16 protein-coding genes, 1 tRNA gene and 1 other RNA gene are annotated in these 19,464 nt (G+C 38.4%); 9 read left to right on the top strand and 9 right to left on the bottom strand.

What is annotated here, in order from left to right:
* Positions 1-77 precede the first annotated feature (77 nt).
* Together HVN35_05415 and HVN35_05410 are read left to right on the top strand one after the other, a co-directional pair.
* A complete protein-coding gene (locus HVN35_05415; protein ID NYB51976.1) occupies positions 78-986 on the top strand; it encodes an epoxyqueuosine reductase in 909 nt (302 codons plus the stop codon).
* Between the two features lie 162 nt (positions 987-1,148).
* Positions 1,149-2,327: a PLP-dependent aminotransferase family protein gene (locus tag HVN35_05410; protein ID NYB51975.1), complete on the top strand. Its 1,179-nt coding sequence runs from the start codon at positions 1,149-1,151 to the stop codon at positions 2,325-2,327.
* Between the two features lie 342 nt (positions 2,328-2,669).
* Here the strand turns inward: HVN35_05410 and HVN35_05405 are convergent, their stop codons facing one another.
* The 4 genes from HVN35_05405 to HVN35_05390 all read right to left on the bottom strand — a co-directional run bounded on the left by HVN35_05405 (position 2,670) and on the right by HVN35_05390 (position 7,578).
* Positions 2,670-4,160: a right-handed parallel beta-helix repeat-containing protein gene (locus tag HVN35_05405; protein NYB51974.1), complete on the bottom strand. Its 1,491-nt coding sequence runs from the start codon at positions 4,158-4,160 to the stop codon at positions 2,670-2,672.
* Between the two features lie 601 nt (positions 4,161-4,761).
* The gene (locus tag HVN35_05400; protein NYB51973.1) at positions 4,762-5,202 is read right to left on the bottom strand and encodes an Hsp20/alpha crystallin family protein; all 441 of its coding nucleotides are present in this window, start codon (positions 5,200-5,202) and stop codon (positions 4,762-4,764) included.
* 222 nt (positions 5,203-5,424) lie between these two features.
* The gene (locus HVN35_05395; protein NYB51972.1) at positions 5,425-5,790 is read right to left on the bottom strand and encodes a DUF5518 domain-containing protein; all 366 of its coding nucleotides are present in this window, start codon (positions 5,788-5,790) and stop codon (positions 5,425-5,427) included.
* 111 nt (positions 5,791-5,901) lie between these two features.
* Complete coding sequence (locus HVN35_05390; protein NYB51971.1) at positions 5,902-7,578, bottom strand: AarF/ABC1/UbiB kinase family protein; 1,677 nt, start codon at positions 7,576-7,578, stop codon at positions 5,902-5,904.
* A gap of 367 nt (positions 7,579-7,945) precedes the next feature.
* Here HVN35_05390 and HVN35_05385 point away from each other — a divergent pair, with 367 nt between their 5' ends.
* Positions 7,946-8,713, top strand: coding sequence for a carotenoid biosynthesis protein (locus HVN35_05385; GenBank protein ID NYB51970.1), 768 nt, complete (start codon positions 7,946-7,948; stop codon positions 8,711-8,713).
* 62 nt (positions 8,714-8,775) lie between these two features.
* Here the strand turns inward: HVN35_05385 and HVN35_05380 are convergent, their stop codons facing one another.
* Positions 8,776-9,705: a prenyltransferase gene (locus HVN35_05380; GenBank protein ID NYB51969.1), complete on the bottom strand. Its 930-nt coding sequence runs from the start codon at positions 9,703-9,705 to the stop codon at positions 8,776-8,778.
* Between the two features lie 251 nt (positions 9,706-9,956).
* Between HVN35_05380 and crtI (HVN35_05375) the strand changes: the two genes are divergently transcribed.
* The 4 genes from crtI (HVN35_05375) to crtI (HVN35_05360) all read left to right on the top strand — a co-directional run bounded on the left by crtI (HVN35_05375) (position 9,957) and on the right by crtI (HVN35_05360) (position 14,855).
* Positions 9,957-11,429 (top strand): phytoene desaturase, encoded by a 1,473-nt coding sequence (crtI, locus tag HVN35_05375; GenBank protein NYB51968.1) that lies wholly within the window; start codon positions 9,957-9,959, stop codon positions 11,427-11,429.
* A 6-nt stretch (positions 11,430-11,435) separates the two neighbouring features.
* Positions 11,436-12,287: a phytoene/squalene synthase family protein gene (locus HVN35_05370; protein NYB51967.1), complete on the top strand. Its 852-nt coding sequence runs from the start codon at positions 11,436-11,438 to the stop codon at positions 12,285-12,287.
* A gap of 109 nt (positions 12,288-12,396) precedes the next feature.
* Positions 12,397-13,251 (top strand): prenyltransferase, encoded by an 855-nt coding sequence (locus HVN35_05365; protein NYB51966.1) that lies wholly within the window; start codon positions 12,397-12,399, stop codon positions 13,249-13,251.
* A 125-nt stretch (positions 13,252-13,376) separates the two neighbouring features.
* On the top strand, positions 13,377-14,855 hold the full coding sequence (gene crtI / locus HVN35_05360; GenBank protein NYB51965.1) for a phytoene desaturase: 1,479 nt from the start codon (positions 13,377-13,379) through the stop codon (positions 14,853-14,855).
* A 64-nt stretch (positions 14,856-14,919) separates the two neighbouring features.
* Here crtI (HVN35_05360) and HVN35_05355 read toward each other — a convergent pair.
* Together HVN35_05355 and ffs are read right to left on the bottom strand one after the other, a co-directional pair.
* Positions 14,920-15,004 (bottom strand) — tRNA-Ser (locus HVN35_05355).
* A 239-nt stretch (positions 15,005-15,243) separates the two neighbouring features.
* Positions 15,244-15,559: signal recognition particle sRNA (gene ffs, locus HVN35_05350), an RNA gene on the bottom strand.
* A 488-nt stretch (positions 15,560-16,047) separates the two neighbouring features.
* On the opposite strand from ffs, the gene HVN35_05345 reads away from it, so the two are divergent.
* Both HVN35_05345 and HVN35_05340 read left to right on the top strand, forming a co-directional pair.
* Positions 16,048-17,271, top strand: coding sequence for an FprA family A-type flavoprotein (locus tag HVN35_05345; protein ID NYB51964.1), 1,224 nt, complete (start codon positions 16,048-16,050; stop codon positions 17,269-17,271).
* Positions 17,272-17,348: 77 nt separating this feature from the next.
* Complete coding sequence (locus HVN35_05340) at positions 17,349-17,762, top strand: hypothetical protein (GenBank protein NYB51963.1); 414 nt, start codon at positions 17,349-17,351, stop codon at positions 17,760-17,762.
* A 240-nt stretch (positions 17,763-18,002) separates the two neighbouring features.
* Here HVN35_05340 and HVN35_05335 read toward each other — a convergent pair whose 3' ends face one another.
* On the bottom strand, positions 18,003-18,398 hold the full coding sequence (locus HVN35_05335; GenBank protein ID NYB51962.1) for a CBS domain-containing protein: 396 nt from the start codon (positions 18,396-18,398) through the stop codon (positions 18,003-18,005).
* Positions 18,376-19,293, bottom strand: coding sequence for a 2-phosphoglycerate kinase (locus tag HVN35_05330; GenBank protein NYB51961.1), 918 nt, complete (start codon positions 19,291-19,293; stop codon positions 18,376-18,378). The genes HVN35_05335 and HVN35_05330 overlap by 23 nt, the downstream gene beginning before the upstream one ends.
* Positions 19,294-19,464 lie beyond the last annotated feature (171 nt).

The raw sequence follows: 19,464 nt of genomic DNA, 5'->3' as shown, positions 1-19,464 counted from the left end.
TAATATGGATGTTTGAAATAATTGAGACCCCCCCCTTAAAAAAAATTGTTTCTAAAAGGTTTCGGATATTGATTTTCATGAAATCAAAAGAACCCCTAACTCTTAAAAACCAAATCAGAAATAGATGTCATGAATTGGGAATATCTATGGTGGGTTTCGCCCCAGTGGACAGGTGGGAGAATCCACCAGATAAACTTCCACAACAATTTCAAAACTGGATCCCCTCTGATTTCTGGCCACAATCCATCTATCCAGAAGCCAGAACCGTGATTGTGATTGGTTTACCTGTGCAACTTCCCATTGTAGAAACAGCACCCTCCATCTATTATCATGAACATTACCGAACAATTAACATCCTTCTGGATGTGAAAGCATATGAAATTGCCAATTACCTTACTGGGAAAGGCTATCCTTCCATTAGTCTACCAAGAGATGGTTACGGTGACATAGAAGTACTACTGGAAAAACCCTTATCATTTTTCTCCCATAAACATGCCGCATACCTGGCGGGTTTAGGATCATTTGGGCTGAATAACATCCTTCTCACCCCAAAATTCGGCCCCAGGGTGCGTTTTACATCCATATTCACCACAGCCAACATAGAGGCTGATCCCATCCCTGGAGACGACTTGTGCACCAGATGCCTTTCCTGTGCAGATTCATGTCCAGTGAAAGCCATACAAAATAAAACATCACCAGGGAAAGTAGATCTATCTAAAGGTGAAACCATACTCCTGGAAGATGAATTGGCAGCAGTGAATGATTTCCCACCTCTGATAAATAAGATGAAGTGCGCCAGGCGCATCAGAAAACTCAGAAAACAGTACTCCTCACCGTGTGGTATCTGTATTAAAGTCTGCCCGGTGGGTGACGATCGTGGTGTGTTTAATCGTGGAGATTCATCCATGTACACCCATAAAGAAGGTTTTGAGAAATATCATGATGCCTGGAAACATGTGCGCAGGTATGGTAGTAAAAAACCATAATAAGATGGGTGATGAATATGACATTTATTCATCCATAGCTAAAATTGAAAACTTATTAATTCTAAATGGAAAATAGGACTAAATGCAAAATAAGGAAGATATTTAAGGAATATGAACCAGATTTAATAGGAAAAAGATTGAATTGTTTTTGAGGAATTTTTTATGAATTACCCTTTTGCCCGTCGCATGAATAACATACCCCGATCCTTTGTCAGAGAGACTCTGAAGGTTACCGAAGACCCGGATATGATCTCCTTTGCTGGAGGCCTGCCCAACCCCTTAACCTTCCCTGTAGAGGAGATTAAAAAGGCCACTTCCAAGGTTTTAGATGAGGAGGGAGATAAGGTCCTCCAGTACAGCACCACCGAGGGTTATGGCCCTTTAAGAGAACTCATAGCCCAGCGATACCACAAACAGGGCTTAGAGGTGGGTGCTGATGATATCCTGATCACCAATGGATCCCAGCAGTGCCTGGACTTGGTGGGAAAAATTTTCATAGACCGTGGTGATGGGGTGATAATGGAAAGACCCACCTATCTAGCGGCAATACAGGCTTTTGGTCTATACGAACCAGATTTCCATTCTGTTGCTCTACTTGAGGATGGAGCCGACACCAAGGTATTGAGGGAATTGCTTGAATCTGAAGATATTAAAATGTTCTACAGTGTAACCAGTTTCCAGAACCCCACTGGTATAAGCTATTCCAAGGAGAAAAGACGGGAAGTTGCTGAAATCTTAGAGGAAAACAACACCATCCTGGTTGAGGACAATCCTTACGGTGATATTCGCTTCATGGGTGAAGAACTGCCCCCTATTAAATCTCAACTAGCAGACTCCATACTTTTCGGGACATTCTCCAAAATCGTTTCTCCTGGGATGAGGATGGGGTGGATTGTAGCTCCTCCAGAGATTATGGATAAACTGGTAACTGCTAAACAGGCTTCAGTCCTCCACTCTAACTATTTCACCCAGAGGGTGGTTCATCAGTATCTCTCTGACAACGATGTTGACAGCCATATTCAGAAGATAAGGCAGCTTTACAAGTCACAGAGAGACCAGATGGTGGATTGCATCAAAGAATTCCTGCCCAGTGGGGTTGAACACACAGAACCCGAGGGAGGGATGTTCCTCTGGGTCACCCTACCTGATGGTATGTCCTCCCTGGAGTTGTTTGAAATAGCTCTTGAAGAAAAAGTGGCTTTTGTTCCAGGTGAGGCTTTCTACACCGATAATCCTGAAACTAATACCCTGAGATTGAATTTTTCCAACTGCAGTGAGGATGAAATCGTAGAGGGAATGAAGAGGCTGGGAAGAGCTATTGAAAAAATGAAAAATTCATGAATTTATATTGGAAAAATGCAATTAATTATATCTTATTTCCATTTATCACAGTTTGGAGCATTCATAAATCCAAAAAAAATCTATTATAAGTACTCAATCAAAAATTAAGCAAAAATTAAGAATCACCAACGTTAATGTAACTTCATGGTTGGTTTTTGTCATTCAAGATAACCAGAATTTATAGGTTCAGGGACTGTTGAGAGTATTCATTCTTCAATTAACATCACCCTTAAAGAAATTTCATGGAGCTATATTTCAAAGCATATAAATCTGGAGGGAATTTCTGAAAAACTAGAGATATTCTGGTATTAGGATTAATAAAAAAAAAGAAAAAGGGAATGTTTATTTTCGAAGAGGAAAGATTCCACCTATTATCAGTAGAACGGCAAGTGCCAGTAGTCCTAATGGTAGTCCGGTAGGTTGCATTCCAATTGTGCCGGCTGCGTTTACTGTTTCAGATGAAGCTGCTAATATGTTAACTATTGCATGTGGTGAAGTTGTATAGCGGTCCACAGTTGCAGTTACATGTGCTATGCCTGGTATGTTTCCCAGTAAGGATGCAGTGGCGATTCCATTCAGTGTGTATTTGGTTATGGTTGTACTTCCCAGTATCCCTATATCTGTATTGAATACTACAGGTATGTTATTGGGCACGTGGTAGAAATCAGGTGCGAGATACGTTAGTTCATCGAAGTTGTTGTAGGTTAAATCAGCAGTTATGGTGGATGATTGGCCAACCATTATAGATGTGGGATTGGCATAAATTTTTAGAACCAACCATTTTGTGACGTCAAGTGTCCCTTTCTTTTTAACATTTACATCATTTGGTAATGCTGGTCCGCTGTTATCTCCCCACCAGTTGTTTATGGCAACTCCATTCGCATCACTATCCCAGAGGATCCCATATTCAGTGTTACCAACGATTCTGTTGTGGGATATGACTGGATTGGCATCTTTAACATTGATCCCGTTTTTTCCATTGTTATGAATGTTGTTTCCAATTATTTTATCATCTGCTTTCTTTTTCTCAACTTTAATACCGTCTTTGGTGTTACTGTAAATATCGTTGTACAATATAGTTGCTGTACCATCTTTCACGTTTATACCGTTTTCTCCATTGTCATAGATTTTGTTATTAGTTATTTCAGCACTGGCCTCCTTTCCATCAACATTTACACCATTCTTCTTCTTGTTACCGAAAATTTCGTTGTCCTTGATGGTAGCTTTACCACTTTGCACGTTTATACCGTTTTCTCCATTGTCATAGATTTTGTTATTAGTTATTTCAGCACTGGCCTCCTTTTTCTCAAGATTTACACCATTCTTCTTGTTACCGTAAATTTTGTTGTCCTTGATGGTTGCTGTACCATCTTTAATTGTTACACCGACTTCATTGCCATAAATGAGGTTATTTATTATAAAGATGGATGTGCTGTCTTTGTTTTTAACTTCTACACCAGAAGATTTGGTTGCACCAGTAATGCTGAAACCATTGATTACAATATTATCTGCTTTCTTATCCACTTGGAATACAGGTTTGTCGTTCTTTGCAGATCCTCCAGTAGCACTAACAATTACCGTACCATCGGATATGATGCTAAGACCATTTATATCCTTTATTTTGATATTTTCATTGTAAGTGTACGCTGATCCGGCATTATCGTGTACTATAATAGTATCTCCATCAACTGCAGAGTCAACAGCACTTTGGATACTATCACCAGGGTTTACATCAATGTTGGCTGCAGATACCGTACCTAAGCTTAGTGTTAGAACAATGGTTAATACTGCGAAGAAAAGAAATTTTTTGGATTTTAGGTTATTTTTCTCCAATATTTTCACCCCCCTTTACATTTTTAATGCAAATACTTAATTAAACTGCCCTATGATTTCTGATTTAATCAGTCTAATCATTTTGGCAGATAATATATTTTTTGTATTCAAATTTATTAAAACTATGTATATTACTAATTAGTTCTAAAGTTACTAATTTCTTCAAAAGTTGATTTTAACCAATAACATTATTACTCAAAATTAACATATTAGGATAATAATTTGAGATCAATCAAATAGATTTATTCAATAAAAGTTATCTAATGAATCTTTAGGTTCTTAAACTCAATTTTGTCCCTTAGCTTGGTATTAATTAAAATGTAATGTAAACCAATTTTTGAACGAACAGCAATCAAATTTAATTAAAAAAAATATGTGAATACTACTTACTTATAAGAATAAAATTTAAGAAACCCAGTTATTATTAGAAGAAGAATTCAGGACGCTTCAATGGTTTGAAAATCGTTTCAAAATCTTTATTTGATTAATTTTGAACATCAGATATGAGGATGGTAATGAATTACAAAATAATTGGGTATGAATAAAAAAAAAAAACATATTTTTCACACCCACTGCTAAAAAAAATGTTTGATAGAAAGTTTTATTCTATGGTTATCTCAGTTCCTTCCTCTTTTTCTTGTTTGGGAATTTCCACCTTGAGTATACCGTTCTCGTATTTGGCTTTAGCTTCTTCGGCTATGACTTTTTTGGGTAATCGGACAGTTCGGCGTATGTAACCGCTTTTACGGTCTGATAAAGTTACATAGCTTCCACCCATTTTGTGTTCAAAGTCGAATTTGGCTTTAACCTTTAGTTTGGTCTCGGTGAGTTTGAGATTAATATCTTCTTTCTTGATACCTGGAAGTACAATATTCACGATTATACTGTCATCAGTTTCTATAATATCCTTACCTGGCAGGAATGTGTAGTCTACCACGGATTTTTCGATGTCGAAGCGAATTTTATCAACTGTTCGAGCAGTATCTTCCAACATATCCTTAACTACTTCCTTCATTTCTTCTAAACTATCTTTTCTACGCATTTTTCTCACAACCTCATTCTTGAGTCATTTAAACTTTTGATAAGAAAAAAATATAAAATTTTCTATAAAAATTTCCTCATATCCTGAAAAAATGATCATTTTATACTAGAAATTATTCCAGAAATGATTAAGGTATATTAAGATTGCTATAGGATATGACCTTTTGAATTAAATGATCTCTGGATGTATACCTGGTTTACTGAGTTAATTATTTGCTAAATCCTAAATTAACAAAATTCTATCCCTTATGTAGGAGCCTATAGAGCCCCCCACTGATCCTATAATCCCATCCAGCATTATGCCTATAATTATTGCCAGAACTCCCATTTCCATCATGTTAGTTCCAATCCCTCCCTGATAATTAGCCATTATAATCATTGCCACCGCGAAGATAATTCCTGTGGACATGCCTACCAGTGCCCCGTGGATGGCTCCCAGGGCAATTTCATCTCCCACACGATATCCTACCAGAATAGTGGATAAAATAAAACCAGCATAAGATCCAGGGCTGCCCAGTAACAATCCCAGCACTATACTTAAAAAAAGGGTTAATAACAGACCATATAATATTTCAAGATAATATAACACTCCTTGCAGCCCCGTGTAATTTATAGTATATGAAAACTCATAAAAAATTATTTATATTAAATCTATTTCGATTAAGATTCCTAATTATCAGAGATGTTATTAATCATGGAGTTATAATCGCCGGATAAATGATATTACCAGTGCTATAGCTAGTGATGCTCCAATAAGGAATATGATAATGCCAATGGTTGAAAATCCTAGTCCTGGCATGGGCATGCCCTTATCGGTTTGTAAGATAAGGGAGGATCCTATGATTAAGGAAGACACAATCATGGCCAGGGCCACACGGTTGGTTATGGTTTCCAGATGAGCTGAAAATTCATCAAGTTCTTTGTGTTCTATTTCCATTTTGATTTTACCATCTTCAAACCGGAGGAAAATGCGGTTGATGGTCTCTGGAAGATCTTTGAAAAGGTGTTCCAGTTCAAAAAGGTATCTTGTCTGGTAATCTGCCAGGCGAAGGGGGTTCATGCGACGGGCGATCATCTTTCTAATTAGGGGTTGGGCGACCTCAATTCCATTGAATTCTGGGTTTAGTCTTCTTCCCAGGTCTTCAGCCATGCTGAGTACTCTTCCCAGTAAGATGAAATCCCTGGGTAGTTTTATTTTATTTTTAACCATCACTCCGGGCATGCTGAACTCGTTGATCATACCTCCCACATCCTGAATTTGTGCCCCGTAAAAACGGTCTAGTAGATCCATTAGATCGTAGCGTAGTGTTTCCAGGTCAGTGTCATCATCAACCAGGCGCATGTACATCATCTGGTTTATCATACCCCGCACATCATATTTAACCGTAAATATGAAAAGTTCAGCCAGGTTTTCCCGGAAATCTCGCTCCAGGTTTCCAGTCATTCCAAAATCTACAAAACATAATTTGTTACCCGGTAAAACCATGATGTTACCCGGGTGAGGATCAGCATGAAAGAATCCAAATTCAAATATCTGTTTAAAGTAGCATTCAGTACCTAACTCTGCAATAATCTTGCCATCCACTTTCAGGTCAGATTCCAGGGCTTCACTAATCTTCACCCCATCGATGTATTCCATAGTGAGCACTCGGCTGGTGGAATACTCACGAAAGACTTCCGGGGCTGAGATACGAGGGTCATCCTCAAACATGGACCTGAATCGTTCTATGTTGCGTGCTTCCTGGGAAAAATCTAGCTCCTTAAAAATTACCCTCTCAAATTCATCCACAATACCAGGGAGATTGTAATATTTAAGGGTTCCTATTCTCTTATCAGCCTGATTGGCCAGGTAACGCATTATGGCTATATCCTGTTCTATGAGTTTGGTTATCCCCTGTTTTTTCACCTTCACAGCCACATCTCGTCCATCAGGAAGTCTGGCACGGTGAACCTGAGCAATGGATGCGGATGCTATGGGCTCTTCATCAAAATCAATGAATATTTCTTCCAGGGGAAGATCCAGATCAGCTTCCACCACACTCCTAATTGATTCAAAAGAGACTGGAGGTAGTTTATCCTGCAGTTTGGTTAGTTCATCAGCAATGTCTTTACCCACCAAGTCAGGGCGTGTGCTTAAAACCTGTCCCAGTTTAATGAAAGTTGTTCCCAACTCCTGAAGGACCATTCTGAATCTTTCAGGAGCAGTGCTGTCCAGTTCATCATCTTCACCCCTGGAAAGTATGGTGGGTATGCTGAATCCACTTCGAATACCTAATTTAACCAGTGTATTTCCAAAGCGATATTTGGCCATCACACCCAGAATTTCCCTCAAACGTTTAATATCCGGGTTTTTGTTCTGGCCCAAGGGAGTTATCATAAATTAAAATAGCTTTTTATATCATAATAAATTTTTCTCTATTCGGGACTGGAAAGTTAGTGGATTTTTGACTTTCATCAAAATTTCAAATTCGTTTATTATCCTTTTTTCTCCGAAAAGACAAATTTATTCAAATTTTTTTGGCGAATACCTCAAAACCCCCTATCACTTTAAAACCTTCTTTTTCCGAAGTTGAAAGTAGATAGTTGTTGGAATTCTCATCAAGATTTCAACTGAGGATGGTTTAGGATGTTGAAGTTTAGGATGTAAAAAAAACATTGAATATTAATTTAAAGAGAAAAGTTTAATTCTATTGGTTGATGTAAGTTTATTTGTAACAAAGAATTTGTGAAATCAGGGTGAAGTTATGGTGGGGGATTATTCTAGGTATTTGTGGATTACAGCTCTAATCCTGGTTATTGCTGCTTTCTTCACGTCTAACGTTGAAATAAGTCCTGGAATGTCCATTATTTCTGTTATGTTCATAATATTCCTATCCATTCCCTGTTTTGCCTCTGTTATACTGTGGCTGGGATGGAAAAAGGGATTAATCACCATTATCATTTTAAGCATTTACGCCTTTTCCATTGAAACCTTTGCCATCATCACTGGCTTCCCCTACTCCCCTTTCCATTATACTGATATGATTGGCATGAAAATTTTTGGTTACACTCCTTTTACCGTACCTTTTGCTTATGTGCCCCTATTTTTGGGATGTATTTATCTGGCCTCAAAAAGATGGAGTGAAAATCTTAAAATAATATTAGCCACTGCTTTTTTGGTCCTGGTGGTTGATCTGGTTTTGGATCCGGCTGCTGTTTCCCTTAATTTCTGGGTGTATGAACATACCAGTATTTTTTATGGAGTTCCTCTGCAGAATTTCCTGGGTTGGATACTCACCGGAGCTATAGCAGCTTTAATAGGATTATTAATTTTAAAAAATGAACTAAAAAGTTATAAACCTCCAGCAATGGTGTCAAGCCTTTTTTTGATTATGTGTTTCTGGACAGCAGTCTGCTTCTACCGTCAGTTATGGGTTCCCAGCGTCATAGGTATGATCTTCTTGATTTTGATCCTGAAAGAAACAGAGGGTAGAATTGGAGATTTCAGACTAAAGAACGCGAATTCTGATTAGAATTTCTGTTTAAATTCTATAAATCCTTTAGTTTTATTAGAATTCCACAAGTTTCATTAAACTTAAAATAACATTTTAATGTTAAGAATAAGACTTAGAAAATAAATATCTAAAAGTAGGATGAAAATTACCAGGGCAGGAATATTTAGATTGACAAGACGGGTCGCAGCATCCTTTATGTCTGTGCGCCTGATTAGAGCGTTTAAACCAACAATTAAAGGTATTAATGAGGCCATTATAATCATCTTGAATGTTATCTGTGAATAAATTCCGGAATATGATAAAAAAAACAGGGATAATGTCCCTAAAACTCCGGATAAACCTATTAAGATGAAGCCAGTTTTTCTCCCCTTTTTAACAATAAACGTATTTTTGTTCCCTTTTTTATCTCCTTCCATATCAGGTATTTCCACACTTAAAATAAAAAATAACATATAAATCATGAATGGTATGGCAAAAAGGACTATTTTCAAGTCTATATAACCTGTCATAGCCACATAACCAAATGTTGGTAAAATAAATCCACTTAATATGGTTGAAATCTCACCTAATCCCTTGTAGGATAATTTCAGAGGGGGAGCCGAATAGTACCAGGCCAGAGCACTTCCCAATAGGGCCAGTGCCAGGAAAGTGAGGGAAGAATAAATTAACGCGAAGATTAAAGCCAGTAAAAGCGATGACAAAATTAAAAATATGGAAAATCTTTTGGCAAAAGGCCTTAGTTCTGGATTTTCCACTAAAATCCCGCTACCTCCAGTAAAACGGGTGGGCTGGTTGAAATGGTCCACTTCAAAATCCCAGTAATCATTACTGTAGGAAACAGATAAATGAGCTAGACCCAGAACTAGGTATCCTAGTATAAATCTTTGCCATGAAAAGGGTTCATTGAATAAAACCGCCAGAAAAGCACCAGCAGAAAAACAAAGAAACCCAAATACTAAAAATTGAAAACGACCTAAATCAATAATTAGGCGGATTTCAGCCCATTTAATAAATTAACCCCCCCTTTTAACCATGTAATATTTGTGAAAAACTATTTTTCAGCATGAGATTTGAAGATTTATGATTATAAGATATTTTTCAATGTTTATTCTTATTCGTCATATTTATTAAATGTTTAGCCATCAATTAGCGTACGAACAATTCGTATATGATAATTAATATATAGAATAAATGAACATAATGTAGTTATTGACATTAAAGTATAATATTTTAAAATAGAAAAAAATAATCCGATGATATCATGAAAGTTTTAATAGTGGGGGCTGGATTTGGGGGGCTTTCTGCAGCTGCTCTGCTGGCCAAAGATGGATATGAGGTCACTGTCATTGAAAAGAATGAAGGACCTGGTGGAAGGGCGAGTGTTTACAGTGAGAAAGGTTTTTATTTTGATATGGGGCCCTCTTGGTACTTGATGCCTGATGTTTTTCAACATTTCTATGCCAATTTCCATAAAAAGCCAGAGGATTTATTTCAACTTGACAAGCTGGACCCGTCCTACCGGGTTTTCTTTGATGACACCAAAGTGGTGGATGTTGCCTCTGATCTGGAGAAGAACTATGAATTATTCGACAGTCTGGAGGAAGGTGGAGCTGAAAAACTTAAAGAATACCTTGCTTCTGCTGAGGAACTTTACGATCACTCAGTTAAAGAAATGCTCTACCGTGATTACACTTCCATACTGGACTTTTTAAATGGTAAAATGTTACTGGCCGGAATCCGGATGAACATTCTTGAAAATCTGGAACACTTTGTAAACCGGAAGTTTTCCAGTGATGAAGCACGTAAAATTGTCCAGTACTCCATAGGATTCCTGGGAAGCTCACCCCAGAAGACTCCCTCTCTTTACCATATCATGTCCCATATTGATCTCACCCTGGGGGTTTGGTATCCTCAGGGAGGTATGAGGGAAGTGGCCCGTACCATGATGGAACTGGCCCAGTCCTATGGGGCTGAATTCAGGTTCAATGAACCAGTGGAACTTTTAGAAGTTCATGAAAAAAATGTTAAACGAGTAATAACCAGTGAGGGAGTTTACGAACCAGATATCGTTATTATGAATGCTGATTATGCTCATTCAGAACTGGATCTTCTCACTAAAGAAAATCGGACTTACGATGAGGATTACTGGGAGAAGAGAGTTTTAGCACCCTCAGCACTGGTGGCCTATGTGGGGATTGACCGGGAGATGGAAAGCCTGGTGCACCATAATCTGTTCCTGGAGAAAGACTGGGCTGAAGGTTTCGACACACTTTTTGACCCTGAAAAGGCTGATTGGCCTGAAAATCCATCATATTACGTGAACATACCCTCAAAAACTGATAAAACTGCTGCTCCACCAGGTTCAGATACACTATTCATACTGATCCCCTTACCTCCAGGAATAAAGGACACCACTGAAAAACGTGAGGCACTCTACAATAAGATTTTGGATGATCTGGAGGCTAAAACTCAGGAGAACATACGGGATCATATCGTGGTTAAACGTATATTCGCCCTGGAAGACTTCAAAGATCGTTACAATGCCTACAAGGGAACTGCGCTGGGATTATCCCACACTCTGATGCAAACCGCACTTTTTAGACCGGCACATAAAAGCAAGAAGGTTGAAAACCTATACTACTCCGGGCAATTCACCCACCCTGGAATCGGGGTCCCTATGACCTTAATATCCTCTGAAATTGTTGCCCAGGAAATAAATGATAGATACGGTTGAAAATATATGAAAAAACAAAATAACCGGATAAATAAAACCATATACTCCATATTTAAAAAAGGTAGTAAAACCTATTACTACAGCACTATCTTTTTCCCTAAAAGGGTAAAAAGAGACGTTTTCATACTTTACAGCTTCCTTAGGAAGGCTGATGACTATGTGGATCAGATCCCCCAAGACAGTGAGGGATTCTATCAGTTCCGTGACCGTTACTACCAGGCCCTGGAAGGTGAGGAAACTGGTGATGTAGTAGCTGATTCATTTGTGAAACTGGCCCGTCGTAAAAGATTTGAAAATGAATGGGTTGAGGCATTCCTGGAATCCATGGCCATGGACATCACCAAATCCACATATAAAGACCTTGATGAACTTCAAACATATCTTTACGGTTCATCAGAGGTGGTGGGACTTTTCATGGCCCGGATAATGGATTTGCCTGAAGAATCATTCCCTGCTGCCCGACACTTGGGTCGTGCCATGCAATACATTAACTTCATCAGGGATATAGCTGAAGATTTGGAACTGGGAAGAACCTATTTCCCCCAGAATGATCTGGAAGAATTCAACCTAAAAAGTCTGGAAGAAAAGGATGCAGCTGTCAATCCTGATGGATTCCGAGGATTCGTACGTAAACAGTTAAAAACTTATCAATCCTGGCAGCAAGTAGCGGAGGAAGGTTTCAAATACATTCCCTACCGTTACCTGATTCCCATAAAAACTGCTTCAGATATGTACAACTGGACTGCCCAGCAGATAGCAAAGGATCCCTTCGTGGTATACCAGAGAAAAGTTAAACCATCTGCCCCTAAAATCGTGTCCAATATTTTCGGTAACTCAATAAGATTAGGTTTAAATTGAATCATATCATCACATATTACTAAACAGGAAAAATGATGATGGATAAATGGTTTCTAGCTAGTAATTAAAACCATTTTTCAATCGAAATAATATGGGATCTGGATGCCAGATGAATCTCTTAAAATTTATTTTTAAAATATCCAGGTTCCGTTTCTGGATATACACCGGAGGAACCTATGTTGTGGGTTATGCTCTGGGATTCAGTGTTTTCGGAGATTTTCTAAGACCTGAATATTATATTTACCTTTTCTATTTCTTTTTCCCAGCCAATATCTTCATCTACGGAGTTAATGACTACTGGGATGAAGAAACAGATAAATTAAACCCCAAAAAGGATGAAAAAGAACACAGAGTATTGTCTGATGAGCGGAAAAGACTTTTAAATATTATTATTACAGTTGCAGGTTTGAGCCTGGTTTTAATGCTTTTTCAGGATAACTTGGAAAGAATAATATTTGCCGGTTTCCTATTTTTATCCTATTTCTACAGTGCACCCCCTCTGCGCTTTAAGGACAAACCTTTTCTGGATTTTTCATCTAATTACCTTTACATAATGCCGGGCATATTTGCCTACTATCTGGCATCACATACTGTTCCACCCCTTATTTATATGTTAGGTGCTTTTATGCACATATCTGCCATGCACATCTTTTCTGCTATTCCTGATATAGAATACGACCGAAAGGCAGGGATCAATACCACTCCTGTCTTCATAGGGATGCGACCCTCCCTCCTATTATGCTTGATATTCTGGATGGGACTGTCATTCATAGTTGTTTATCTAACCCATTTTTTCCCCATTAGCTTTTTAGTATTCCTTTACCCCTTATTCCCCCTTTTACTCCTCATTAAAAGGGATCTGAGTATTGATGATCTCTACTGGTATCTGCCCTATGTTAACACCGCTTTGGGAGGTTTACTGTTCACTGCACTGGTGGTTTATAAGCTTTTATTCCTGCATTGAACTCCATATACCCTAAAATTAAGGTAATCATTGATTGAATCTCCCCTTTCCCAAGATATTGTTCATAAATGGATTTATTCGGAAAATTTGTTATGATGTTGTGAACTATAAAGGAGTGATGTGTAATGAAAAATGTTACCGTGGTTGGAGCGGGATTTGGAGGACTTTCGGCTGGTGCATTACTGGCTAGAGATGGTTTTAAGGTAACTGTTCTGGAAAAAAATGAAGGACCTGGTGGAAGGGCGAGTGTTTACAGTAAAGATGGTTTTTATTTTGATATGGGACCATCATGGTATTTGATGCCTGATGTTTATGAAAAATTCTACCATGAATTTGGGAAGAAGGCTGAAGATTTTTTCAAGCTGGAGAAACTGGATCCATCCTACCGGATATTTATCTATGATGAAGAAGTCTTCGATCTTAGAGCGGACGTGGAAAAAAATTACCAGCTTTTTGACAGCTTTGAACCTCATGGTGGGGAGAAGTTGAAAGAGTACCTGGAATCCTCAAAAGAGTTATATGAATTTTCCATTGAAGAAATGCTCTATAAAGACTATAAATCCGTTCTGGATCTTTTAAATGGAAAATTACTTATCAAATCATATAAACTGCATTTATGGGAGAATCTTGAGGATTATATCAACAAACAATTTGAGAGTGATGAAGCCCGGAAGATTTTAAAGTATGCCATTGGATTTCTGGGCGGGGCTCCTAAAAACACTCCTTCCTTTTACCACCTGGTATCCCATGCAGATCTGGCCATGGGAGTCTTTTATCCGGAAGGAGGGATGAGGAAAGTGGTTAGTTCATTATATGAACTGGGTGAATCATTAGGGGTGGAATTCAAATTTAATGAACCGGTGAAAAAATTAGAGATTAATGAGAATGTGGTTAAAAAAGTTATTAGCTCCCAAGGAACCTATGAACCTGATCTAGTTATAGTCACCACGGATTATCCTTATGCAGAGCTGGAACTGTTAGATCCTGTTTATCAGAGTTATAATCAGAAATATTGGGAAGATAGAGTTATTTCACCTTCTGCAATGGTGGTTTATCTAGGAGTGGATTTTAAGGTGGATAAACTCTTACACCACAACCTTTTTTTGAATAAAGACTGGGAAACTGGTTTTGATTATATCTTCGATCCTGAAAAAGCCGAGTGGCCGCAGCATCCATCATATTACGTTAACGTACCGTCAAAAACTGATGAAACTGCTGCTCCTGAAGGTTCTGATACTATTTACATCCTGATACCACTGGCTCCAGGTATGGAAGATAATTCTGATTTAAGGAAAAACCTCTACAATAAGATCCTGGATGACCTGGAAAGTAAAATTGGAGTAAATATAAGGGAACACATTTTAGTGAAAAAATTATTCGCTATCAACGATTTTAAAGAACGATACAATGCATATAAAGGAACTGCTTTTGGCTTAACCCATACTTTAAGGCAGACTGCTCTCTGGAGACCGGCACATAGGAGTAAAAAAGTCAGGAATCTTTATTATTCCGGTCAATACACACATCCTGGTATTGGGGTTCCCATGGTAATGGTGTCATCCCAAATCATTGCCCGAGAAATAATTGAAGAATATGGGAAGTGAGTGAAACAAAAATTTTACAAAAATTTTTTAGTAATCTGGTGATGATGGATTGTGAAAATGAAAGCGCAGGGGACGGGATTTGAACCCGCGAGATCCAAAGGATCATGGGATTAGCAGTCCCACGCCGTACCAGGCTGGGCCACCCCTGCAATGGTTTATTTAGTCTATTTATTTTTTTAATAAATTTATTTAATATTAAAAAAGTTTTATTTTCCAAAAAGTGGTGATCAAATGATTGTTTAATCTACTATTTAAAGATTTAATTTTTATGTCTTATCACAAGTATTTCACCTAAATCTTCATAAATTTATCTTAAAATCACTTCTAACATCATAAACCAAATCAAGTTTTGATTATATCTTTTGATCTAAATTTTCATTAAAGTTTGAAGTGGGCATGTTCAAGGGTGGACAGTTCTCCTGGAAACTGGTGATCCAGAATCTCAGCTCCACCCCGCGAGTCCGCAAGCATCAGCTGTCTGAAGTAGAGCTGCTTCTTTCCAGACCTGACCCGTTCCCCCAGTTAAGACAGTTTACCCCGGCCCTCCAGCCGGGACCCTGCCACCACTGATCCTGCGGGACGAGGTTTCTACACTAATATCCTGGGCCAGCAACCATTCGAAATGCCGCCCCTTGAACTTCAACCGCGCCATATAGGGGATGTGCGCTTACAGAGGACCCCTGACCCTCCGGCCTAGCCCAGTTATTATTAGTTTTGATGGTATTTTAAGGTTGCGATTGCTACTATTAACTCACCTAAACTCCTTGAAAATGGACCGATAATATTTCAATTCTAACCATCATAAATTCTTAATATTCTTAATAAATCCTTATTATCCCGTGACTGGAATACTTTCTAATCCTTCCATGCCTTGGAGATTTCACTGGATTTGGAAATGTTACCATAAACATTAAAATAAATTTTTTTCTATTATAAAACATAACCCCCACCTTTATTATGATTATTCCATCTTAATATGTCTAATTTCAAAATTTTACGCACGGAAACTATAATTTTTTAAAATCAAAGTTTTGGAAGAATAACTAGATTATGGATAATTATTTGCTTAAAAGGGAGTGATGATTTAATGCATTTCATTATAATCCGAACTGTCCGGGATAAAAAATATATGAAACCAAGTAAATATAGTAAATAAGACTTTATTCAAAAGCGATTACTTTGGAGGGTTTTTATGAAAGCAGATTCTGTTAAAATTGGTGATGGAGTGTACTGGATTGGAGTTATGGATTGGGATATTCGAAACTATCATGGTTACACCCTGAAGGGGACAACTTATAATGCTTATTTAGTTTTTGGCGAAGATGAAGTGGCCATAATCGATAATACTTACCCTGGTTCTTCAGCCCAGTTATGGGGTAGAGTGGAGGACGCCTTCCAGAAGGAAGGAAGAAATTTAAAAATAGATGTTATAGTTCAAAATCATGTTGAACGTGACCATAGTGGCTCTCTTGTAGAAATTCATAAACGATTCCCAGAAGCCCCTATATATTGCAGTCAGGTGGCAATTAATGGCTTGAAACAGCATTACCCTGGACTGGAAGGAGCTGAATTCCGTCCAGTGAAAACTGGTGATACAATGGAAGTGGGAGGTAGGACTCTGGCCTTTTTAGATGCTAAAATGCTTCACTGGCCGGACAGTATGTTCACTCTCCTGTTAGATGAGGGAATCCTATTTTCTAATGATGCCTTTGGGCAGCATCTCTGTTTCAGGGAAAGATATGATCATGAAATACCAGAATATGTGTTGATGAATGCTGCGCAGAAATTCTATGCCAACCTGGTTACACCCGCTTCCATGCTGGTTATGCGCAAGTTGGAAGAAGTTAAAGAACTTGGTTTACTGGAAAAGATTAAAATGATCGCCCCTTCACACGGTCAGATCTGGACTGATCCCCTAAAAATTATCACTGCTTACAGTAACTGGGCTACTGGTCAGTGCAAAGACAAAGCCACCATCATCTATGACACCATGCATTACTCTACCCGTATGATGGCCCATGCCCTGGCTGAGGGACTAATGAGTGAAGGAGTGGATGTGGCCATGTACTTCCTGCATGATGATGAAAGGAGTGAAATGGTGAATGATATTCTGGACAGTAAAGCGCTTCTGGTGGGAATTCCAACTCTTTTCAACGGACCATACCCCAGTGTTGGAGATCTGCTTTACTATCTGGAAGGACTGAGCTTCCAGCGTACTGGAATTAAAAGACTGGCCACCACCTTCGGTTCCAAAGGGTGGAGCGGTAAAGGTGCAGTGAAGGTTGCTGAAACCCTTGCTAAATGTGGATTCGAAGTTATAGACACTTACGAGGTTAATTACGTCCCTAGCGGTGATGAACTGGATAAATGTTACCAGATGGGGCAGGAAATGGCCCGAAAGATCAAAGAGATGTAGAAACAATTCTGTTTGAATAGAGGAAAAAAACGTGTGCATAGAACTATTGCAAAAAAAAGGGGCTTAGAGGTGTGAATATGAAATCATTGGAATTTGAAAGTGGTATGGATAATGAGAGGAAAGTGATGGTGGCCATATTCTGGACTAACCGGAAGGCTGCCAGAACTGAAGGATGCGCTCCATTTAAAATTAAAAAAATAGAGACTTCTAGGGAAACTTACACTCCTCAGGGAACTAAATTGCTTAAGATAAGTGATGAAATCTTGGAGGATATGGTTCAAACTCTGGATGAGGGCAAATCAATTCCCATGGAGTTCAGTATTGGGGAAGAGATTATTAATGTGAATCTCTCTTCTGATTCATTCTCAGTTTCTGTAAAGAAGAGTCCTGAGATTGAAGAGGAAATTATTGAAAAACTGGAAATGGAATTTCCCAAGAAGTTCGCCAATATATGTGACTCCTTCAAACCACGGGTTACTCCCCAGAAATAAGGATAAAAAAAAGATGATTTGAAACCTTTATTTTTTTATTTTTCCTACGATTTTAGATGTTTCCCTAATAAGAAATTTCGAAGAAATTTCGAATAATAAAAAAAGCCAAAAAGAGAACCCTTTGAGGAATAATAAAAATAATAAGGTCAGATATTTAGTAAGGAAACCCCCATTAGTAGGAAAATAAATATTAACATAATCCTTTAATATGAGCAAAAATTGGTGGTTGGATTTTTTTTATTATACCTTTATGGCCCTTATTATATCACCATCTGAAACAATGCCCACCAGTTCATGATTGTCTAAAACCACTAACTGGTTTATTATGCCACCATCTTTACCATACTCATGCATCTTGCGCACTGCAGTGTTAAGCTCATCTTCAGGAGATACGTATATGACTTGATTAACCATCACTTCTTCTACTGTGGTGCCCAGTTCGTACTTGTCCAGGATGAGGTTGTGGCCCAAATCTGTGGCAGTTACAATTCCCACCAATTCATCACCATCAACCACTGGTAATGAACTAATTTTGTGTTTCATAAGCTTTTCAAAGGCGAATACAACATCTTCAGAGGGAGGAACAGTCACAACTTCCTTACTCATTACTTCCTTAACTTTTATCTTCGGCAACATTTTCTTCACTTCCATAGTTCTTGGTAATCTCTTCAATAATTGATTCAATAGTGGTGGTGATGTCTATGTTTTCTATAACTGGCACATGGTACTTGTTAGCCTGACTTTCGAAGTATTTGTGAGTCCTTCTAATAGCTCCGAAATAGTTCATGTATCTTTCAAGTGGCCTTCTAGCCCACTGTTGCCTGCATCTTGAATAGAACCTACCTTTATGAACTTCTTCATCTTCCAGGGTTAATATGAACATGTTTACATTATCCCTGGATACTAGATCTTCTCTGATGAATCCTGGTACGATGTGAACTCCTTCAATTACTATGCTGATTCCTTCGGTGATGGATCGTTCAATTACTGCTTCCACACCTACGCTGACTGTGTCCACATGGTCCCTGAAACCAATGAGGACTTCGTCCAGTTCAGGTGGTGGAGGTATACGCAGAGATCGGTAAGCAGTGTAGCTGGATTCGTAAATAGTGGGTAAAAGCTCTTTAGAGGAAGTTTTCCGCATGACTTCGCGTATCATGTCTGTACTGATCATGTTACGTATTCCCAGACGGTTTGCTACTTCGAATGCTATGGAGGATGTGCCCACACCTGAAGAACCACCAATAAGAATGACCAGGGGATCCTGACATTTCCTGATCCTTTTCCACAAACCATACTGGGCTGCTATTTCCGCATCTTCCTCTTTAAGTCTTTGGCGAACGATTTTAACCAGGTCATCCAGGTTAATAAGCTTGATGCCATCTTTTTTAAGTTGAGCTTCTATCTGGGAAGAGAAGGTGTAGGCTTTATTGGGATCCATTTCTGCACGGGTTAAAGACCTGGCTAAAACTCCCTTTGAAAAAGGTTCCCGATATTTTTTACCACTCACCTCTCCTTCAACCATAATCATAATAATCACACCTAGGGACTTGTAGAGATTTAAAAAAATCAAAGTTATTATTAGTCAACATCACTTAAGTCAGTTTCTTATTTTCTTTGGGAGTTTGCTTAACTAGAATATATGATTTAAACCCTTAAATATTGGAAGTAATTAAATCATTCATGTTGATATTGGAGCTTG

The sequence above is a fragment of the Methanobacteriaceae archaeon genome, from assembly GCA_013403005.1.
Taxonomy (GTDB): Archaea; Methanobacteriota; Methanobacteria; order Methanobacteriales; family Methanobacteriaceae; genus Methanobacterium.
This window is presented reverse-complemented; position numbering and strand designations above follow the sequence as displayed.